The 6,838-nt window shown below is 72.4% G+C and carries 3 protein-coding genes; 1 reads left to right on the plus strand and 2 read right to left on the minus strand.

All coding sequences use genetic code 11. The features are described 5' to 3' along the window. A partial coding sequence (locus tag AC08OP_RS17875; protein WP_476615238.1) for a WD40 repeat domain-containing serine/threonine protein kinase occupies positions 1–2,346 on the plus strand: 2,346 nt, incomplete at its 5' end. On the opposite strand, the gene AC08OP_RS17880 is transcribed toward AC08OP_RS17875, so the two are convergent. Further along, entirely contained in the window at positions 2,328–3,758 is a 1,431-nt protein-coding gene (locus AC08OP_RS17880; RefSeq protein ID WP_476615239.1) for a class I SAM-dependent methyltransferase, read from the minus strand. The genes AC08OP_RS17875 and AC08OP_RS17880 overlap by 19 nt on opposite strands. After that, positions 3,755–6,343 carry an HAD family hydrolase gene (locus AC08OP_RS17885; RefSeq protein ID WP_476615240.1) on the minus strand — a complete coding sequence of 863 codons (2,589 nt, stop codon included), beginning with the start codon at positions 6,341–6,343 and terminating at the stop codon, positions 3,755–3,757. The genes AC08OP_RS17880 and AC08OP_RS17885 overlap by 4 nt, the downstream gene beginning before the upstream one ends. Between the last annotated feature and the right edge of the window lie 495 nt (positions 6,344–6,838).

The following is a 6,838-nucleotide window of genomic DNA, read 5'->3' on the forward strand; positions in this document are numbered from 1 at the left end:
GTCTTCCTCGGACGGGGCAGGCCGGACGTCGCCGAGTACGCCGGCCGGCTCGTCGCGGTCAAGGTCATTCGACCTGACCTGGCCCGGGTGCCCGAGTTCCGGGCCCGGTTCCGCCGGGAGGCCGACATCGCGCGCCGGGTCGCCCGCTTCTGCACCGCCGAGGTACTCGACGTCGTCGATCCGCCGGGCGGGCGGCCCTACCTCATCACCGAGTACATCGACGGCCTCACCCTCGCCCAGACGGTGGCCGCGGCCGGCCCACTGCGGTCGGCCGACCTGGAGCGCGTCGCGGTCAGCGTGGCCGCGGCGCTGACCGCCATCCACGGCGCCGGCCTCGTACACCGTGATCTCAAGCCGTCCAACGTGCTGCTCTCAGCCTTGGGCCCCCGCGTCATCGACTTCGGCATCGCCCGGGCGCTGGACGCCCCGACGATGCTCAGCCAGGAGATCCAACGGATCGGTACACCGGCGTTCATGGCCCCGGAGCAGGCCAACGGCGAGCCGGTGACGGCGGCGGCGGACGTCTTCGCATGGGGTGGCCTGGTGACCTATGCGGGCACCGGCTCCTTCCCCTTCGGGGACGGGCCGACGCCGGTGCAGCTCTACCGCGTCGTACACCGCGAACCACTGCTCGACGGTCTCGCTCCAGCCCTGCGGCCGATCGTCGAAGAGGCCATGCGCAAGGACCCGGCCACCCGGCCGAGTGCCCAGGAACTGTTCCTGCGTCTGGTCGGAATGGGCCCGACCACGCATCCCGACCCGGAGGTGACCCGCGTCATCCGTGCCGGGGCATCGATGCCCGCGCCCCCGCAACGGACCGACCCGGACCGCTCCGCGCCCGGACAGAGATCGGATCCGCCCACCGAGGCCGAGTTGGAGGGACCGCCCGGCGCGGGTCGTGACGAGACCGGGGACGAACCCACCGGGCTAGCGGCGACCGGAGGCAGGGTGAACCGGGGCTTCACGCCCGTCGACCCTGATCCGGGCGGGTCTGCCTCGGGCGAGCCGGTCGGCGCCGGGCCGCCCGTCGACCCGTCGGCACGGGACCGCGGCCGGTGGAACTGGCGCCGCGTCGCGCTGCTGGCCGCCCCGGTCCTCGCGGTCCTGCTCATCGCGGCCCTCATGCCATTCGCGCTCACCACCGGCAGTGACCGGCGGCCGAGCCGGGAGGAGACGGCCGCTCGCGTCGCTCTGGCCGCCGAGGCCGTCCGCAACTCTGATGCGGACCTGGCCGCCCGGCTGTCCCTGGCGGCCTACCGCGTCAGCCCGGTGCGGGAGGCCCGCGCCGGGCTGCGCACCTCCTTCGCCGCCGCGACGGCGACGGTGCTCGACGGGCACACGCAGTCGGCGCTCGGTATGGACATCAGCCGGGACGGGCGCCTGCTGGCCTCGACCGGTGCCGACAACCTCGTCCAGCTGTGGGACATCTCCGCGCGTTCCCATCCGGTGAAGCTCGCCACCCTGGCCAGGCACACCTCGTGGACGCTCGACGCGGCGTTCAGCCCGGACGGACGGCTGCTCGCCACGGTCAGCTACGACCGGTCGGTGATCCTGTGGAACCTCAGCGATCCGCGCCGCCCCGTCGAACTCTCCGTCATCCTCGGGCACAACGGCTGGGTGCTCGACGCCGCGTTCAGCCCGGACGGGAAGGTACTCACCACCTCGGGCTATGACAACACGGCCCGGCTGTGGGACGTCACCGATCCGCGCCGCCCCAGTCAACTGTCCGTGCTCGACCGCCACACCAGCTGGGTGAACGAGGTCGCCTTCAGCCCGAATGGTCACCTGTTGGCGACCGCCAGCGCCGACCGGACGGCCCGGCTGTGGGACGTCACCGATCCGCGCCGGCCGCGACCGCTCGCGGCCATCACCGCGCACACCGACTACGTGTGGGCGGTCGCCTTCAGCCCGGACGGCCGGCGCCTCGCCACGGGCGCCTATGACGGTACGGCCCGAATCTGGGACATCACCAACCCGTCCCGGCCGGCGGCCACCGCCTCCTTCCCGGCCGACGAGAAATGGGTGTTCGACGTGGCGTTCAGCCCGGACGGCAGGACCCTGGCCACCGCGGGCTGGGACACCACGGTGCACCTGTGGGATGTCACCGAGCCGGGCCGGCCGCCGGCGATCGGCACCATCACCGGGCACGGGGACTGGGTCCAGGCCCTGGCGTGGGCACCGGACAGCCAGGGCATCGCCACGGCAAGCGACGACTACACCGTACGCATCAACCGGATCGGTGACGCCGACCTGATCGCCGCCGCGTGCGCCGACCCGTCGAAGCAGATCACCGATGCCGAATGGCAGCGCCACATCTCGGACGTGCCCTACCAACCGGTCTGCTGACCACCCGAGGTCCGCTCCGAGGTCCGGTCCCACGGCGGTCGCCGCGTGCCCGGCGGCGCTGCCGGCGGGGGTGGCGCCGGGGCGGCCGAGCGGCGGCGCAGAGCGGGCAGGGCGCCACGACCCGCGACACCGCTCTCGGCGATCCGCGTCTGCACCCTCGCCAGGCGGTCCTGTCCGGTGGTGCTCAGCCGGGACCGCAGCACCGAGTTCGCGATCCGCGCGACCTGCATCAGCTTGGGCTCGTCGACGTCCGCGGCCGCCCAGTGGCTCTGGGCCCACCGCTCCTCGCGTTCCTGCTCGAGCCGGCGGAGCTCGGCGACCTCCTGCTCGAGCTGGGCGATGCGGTGCAGGTGCTCAAGCTCGATGGCCGCGAGCCGGCTGCGCTCGTCGTCCAGGCGCGCCCACTCCCGCTGCCGCGCCCGGGCGACCGCCGCCGCGGTGTCCTGCAACCGCAGGACGTGCAGGTAGAGGTCGATGCGGTTGCGTTCCAGGCGGGAAAGTAACCGGTTGGACACCCACGGAGTGAGCAGGTCGGCGACGCGACGCGCCCAGGGAGCCCGCCGGTCGATCACCACGCCCAACCCGAAGATCGGTGCCACGGTGAAGAAACGCAGGTCGGGGTGGTCGGCGACGAAGTCCTCGACGGCCGTGCGCACCCCGTTACGCGGACCGCCCTCGGTCAGCGCCCAGGCGAAGGCTCCCATGCCCCGGAATCCCCCGGGAACCGTCTCCCTGTTGTCGATCTCGACGCCGACGTCCCACGAGTGCGGCTGCCGGGCGTCCTCGGGAATGCGGTCGGGGTTGTAGTACTGGTCGCGCCGGCCGGCCGGCCAGCCGACGTCGTGCAGGATCACCAGGGGAAAGTAGGACCGGCCGAACAAGGTGACCGCGCGGTCGATCTCGGTGAGCTCGCCGTGCACGGTGGCGTAGTTGTGGTCCCCGTCGATGAGGTAGGCGTCGGTCGGCGCGTGGCCGTCGAGCGCCTGCGGGCTGTGCCCCCGGATCACGTGCACGTCGAGGCCCCCGCCGGAGGCCGGCGACACCCCGGGCTCGGGATCGATGACCACTAACCGCCCGCCACCGCCACGGCGCAGCAGGTCGACGAGGAGCGAGGTGGTGACCCCGCTCTCGGAACCGATCTCCGCGATGCTGCGCGCCCCGGACGCCTCCAGCAGCGGCACCCAGATCTCGCGCAGATCGGACAGGGAGTGCAGGAGCAGGGGCGCCAGCGTGGGTTCGGCGGCGTCCCCGACCTCGACGGCGTGATCGCCCTGCCGGGTGAGCGCCGTGCCTGGTCCGGTGCCCGGTCGGGCCTCGAGGTCCGTTCCGGCGTCCATCCCAGCGGCGACGGCGGCGAGCTCGGCGAAGCTGTCCCGAACCTCGCTGCGCTCTGAGTCCGGGTGGTCCGTCACCGCGGTCCCCCGAGCTCGCGCCGGATCTTGCGGGCCGCCCGCAGCGGCAGACCGTCGCGGGCGGGCTCCGCCGCGGGCAGGGCCAGCGGATCGCCCCGGATGCCCATCCAGCCGAACGCCAGCTCGACGTCGAGGGCGTAGACCCCGGCGAGCTGCGGCTGCGTGGCGAGGTCGATCGTGTAGACGAACTGTGGGTCGTCCCCGGTGATCTCCACCAGGTTCGGCTGGAGCAGCCGGCCACCGAGGAGTACGAGCTGCTGGGCGGGACCGTCCAGCGAGGTGATGGTTATCTTGTCCGGCTCTGGGATGTTGTTGATATGAAAGGACAGCGTCAGCCAGTCCAGGCGGAGCAGACCGCGCCGGCCCGCCGGGTCGATGCGGATCCGGCGTGCCCCGACCGCCTCCAGGCTGAGCCGGACGATCGACAGGCCGTCGCGGGCCGACCGGGTGACCGCCGTCTCCTTCGGACCGTTGACGAAGTCCCCGCCCGTGTCGACGTAGACCTCCACGGGCCCCGCGGCGGCCTCGGGCGAGACCTCTTCCGGCGGGATGCCCGCGGCGGCGGCCAGCCCGCTGATCACCGCCAGCGGCCGGTTCGCGACCCCGGCCACCCCAGCGGGCCAGTAGAGCTCGCGCATGGAGATCCGGTCGATGTCGGCCGGGGTGAGGTACGGCATCCGGCGGACCAGCTCCAGCGGCAGCAGGCCCTCGGTGGCGTCGGAGCCGAAGTTGTCGTCGTGCGCCCAGGCACCGAAGGCCGCGGCCTCCACCGCGGTCGGCCGGGCGACGAAGCGGGTCAGCGTCCGTAGCCCCGCTTGGCGCGCCCCGGCGCAGGCCAGCGACGGCATCGGGGTCTCCGAGCGCCGGTAACGCAGCCATTCCCGCTGGAAGGCCAGGACGCCGTCCTGGACAGCGGCTCGCTGGGCGACCTGCGTCCGCGAGGTCCGGTCGATGCTGAGCACCGGATTACCCATCTCGTCGAAGGAGACCAGTGACCCGACGTCGGGCATGCAGAGCTGCTCGAGTACCTCGGGGCTACGCATGAGCTGGTTCGCCAGGGTCTCGGGCTGACCGCCTGCCGCAACATATCCCTCCAGCTCCAAACCGGCCAACCGGTGCGTCATCGCCGCCTGGTTCGTAGCCAGGTACAGGCCGAGGATGTCCAGCCCGCGGCCGGTGGAGGCGAGCAGCCGGGTGAGCAGCGCCTGGATCGTCCCGCCCCAGCCCAGGTCGAGGAAGACGACCCGGCCGCTCTCGGGTAGCTGGCTGTCGAGGTAGCGCACGTAACGCTCACGCAGGCGGGACGCGGTCAGCACGATCTCGCTGCGGATCCGCTCATCGGAACAGAGCGCCTCGAGGGTGTCGTCGAGCAGGCCGGGCACGTCGAGGCGGCGGTCGGCCAGCGCCGAGATGCCGGCGACGTTCTCCAGCCGGACCCCGAGCTGGCGCAGCAGCTGCCCCACACTCGGCGCGTGCCGACGGACCAGGAAGCTCCTGAGCTCCTCAGGGTTGCCCTCGAAGACGTTGGCCAGCGCGCACACCTGCCGCGACGCCCACAGCGTCGAAATGGTGACCCCGACATCCTCGCCGGGACCGACGAGCAGGCGGGAAAGGAAGTCGCCCTCCCGCATCAGGCAGTGGATGTGGTCGGCGCCGAAGTCACGGGCCCGTTCCACGGCCCACTCCGCGAAACCGGTGAAGACCGGCCCGAAGACCGTCGCGCCGGCCTCCCAGTACCGGCGCAGCCCCGCGGGGACCGCGAGGGCGTCGGCACGGTGCAGTGACCGGGCCCGCAACGCGGTCATCCCGTAGTCGCCGTCCACCGGGTCGATCGGGAGGTCGTCGCTCGGCGCCTTGCGCAGGCCCTCGAGCTCGAGGGTCTGCTCCAGCGCCCCGGAGTACTTCGGGTAATGGATGGCGACAAGCCCGTGCTCGCGGGCGCCCTCGACATCGGCGACGGGGTGGTCGCCAAGGTGCACGACCCGGGACGGCTGCAGGTTCGACGCGGCGAGCATGTGCTGGAACAGCCCGTCGCTCTTCGACGTCCCCGCGTCGGAGGAGGTGAAGATGTGGGTGAAGGGCACGCCGGCCAGCTCCGGCCGGTTCAGCAGCCGTTCGAGCTGGCCGGCCGAGAAGTACGTGTCGGACAGCAGGTAGACCGGCAGGCCGAGCTTCGTCATGGCGAGCTCGGCGAGCTCCACCACGGCGAGGTCGGCGCGGCAGAGCTCGCGTTCGACCGCGACCTCGGCGTCCAGGAGGTCCTGGACGCCGGGGGCGCCGGGCAGCGCCGGCAGCAGCAGCTGCCAGATCTCGTCCAGCCGCACCTCATGGGTACCGCGGGTGGCCCTGGCGTGCAGGCGGGCCAGCTGCTCGGCGTGGACCCGCAGCCGGGCGAACTCGCCCGGGGAGACGCTGGCGGGCAGGTGGCCCGCGTCCGCGAGCCGCCGGCCCAACAGCACGAAGGCATGGGCGGGCTCTGGCACCATGCGCCACAGGAGGGTGTCGAAGACATCCAGAGTCAGGGCCTGTGCCCCGCCCGACTCCAGGTGCGACCACACTTCGCGTAGCCGGACGTCGGTGAACACGACCGTCCTCTCCGTGCGGCCGGTTACGACCGCTCCATGCGGCCGGTTACGGCCGCCTCCGCCGGGTCAGCCACGACGGCCGGCGTGCGTCGGGATTCTCCCGCGCGGCCTCGGCCGGCCGAAGCCAGATGGACGGATCAATACTATGAACCGTGCTCTGGCCGTCGGCCACCGGAGTGGGTGGCGTCGCCCGCCCGGCGATGGCACGGTACCGTCCGATTCTGACGAGAAGCGGGCCAGTTCGACCCTATACACCATTGATTATTCGCCCGCAAGCAGGGCGATACTCTCGGTAGCCGGAAAAGACGGCCGGCCGGGTCGCGGAACCCGCTTGGACGTGGGACGAACCAGGGGCGCCTCGGTCTCGGTAGTGTTCAGGTCCCCGGAGTGTCGAGCCAGAGTGTCGAGGAGGAGCGGACAGGTGCAGCTCCAGTCGCGCCATGGCGGCGAGCGGTACCCGCGCATTCGGGAGACGGGGAGGGCGGGCCGTGTCAC

This window comes from Frankia sp. CeRuru1, assembly GCF_977966315.1.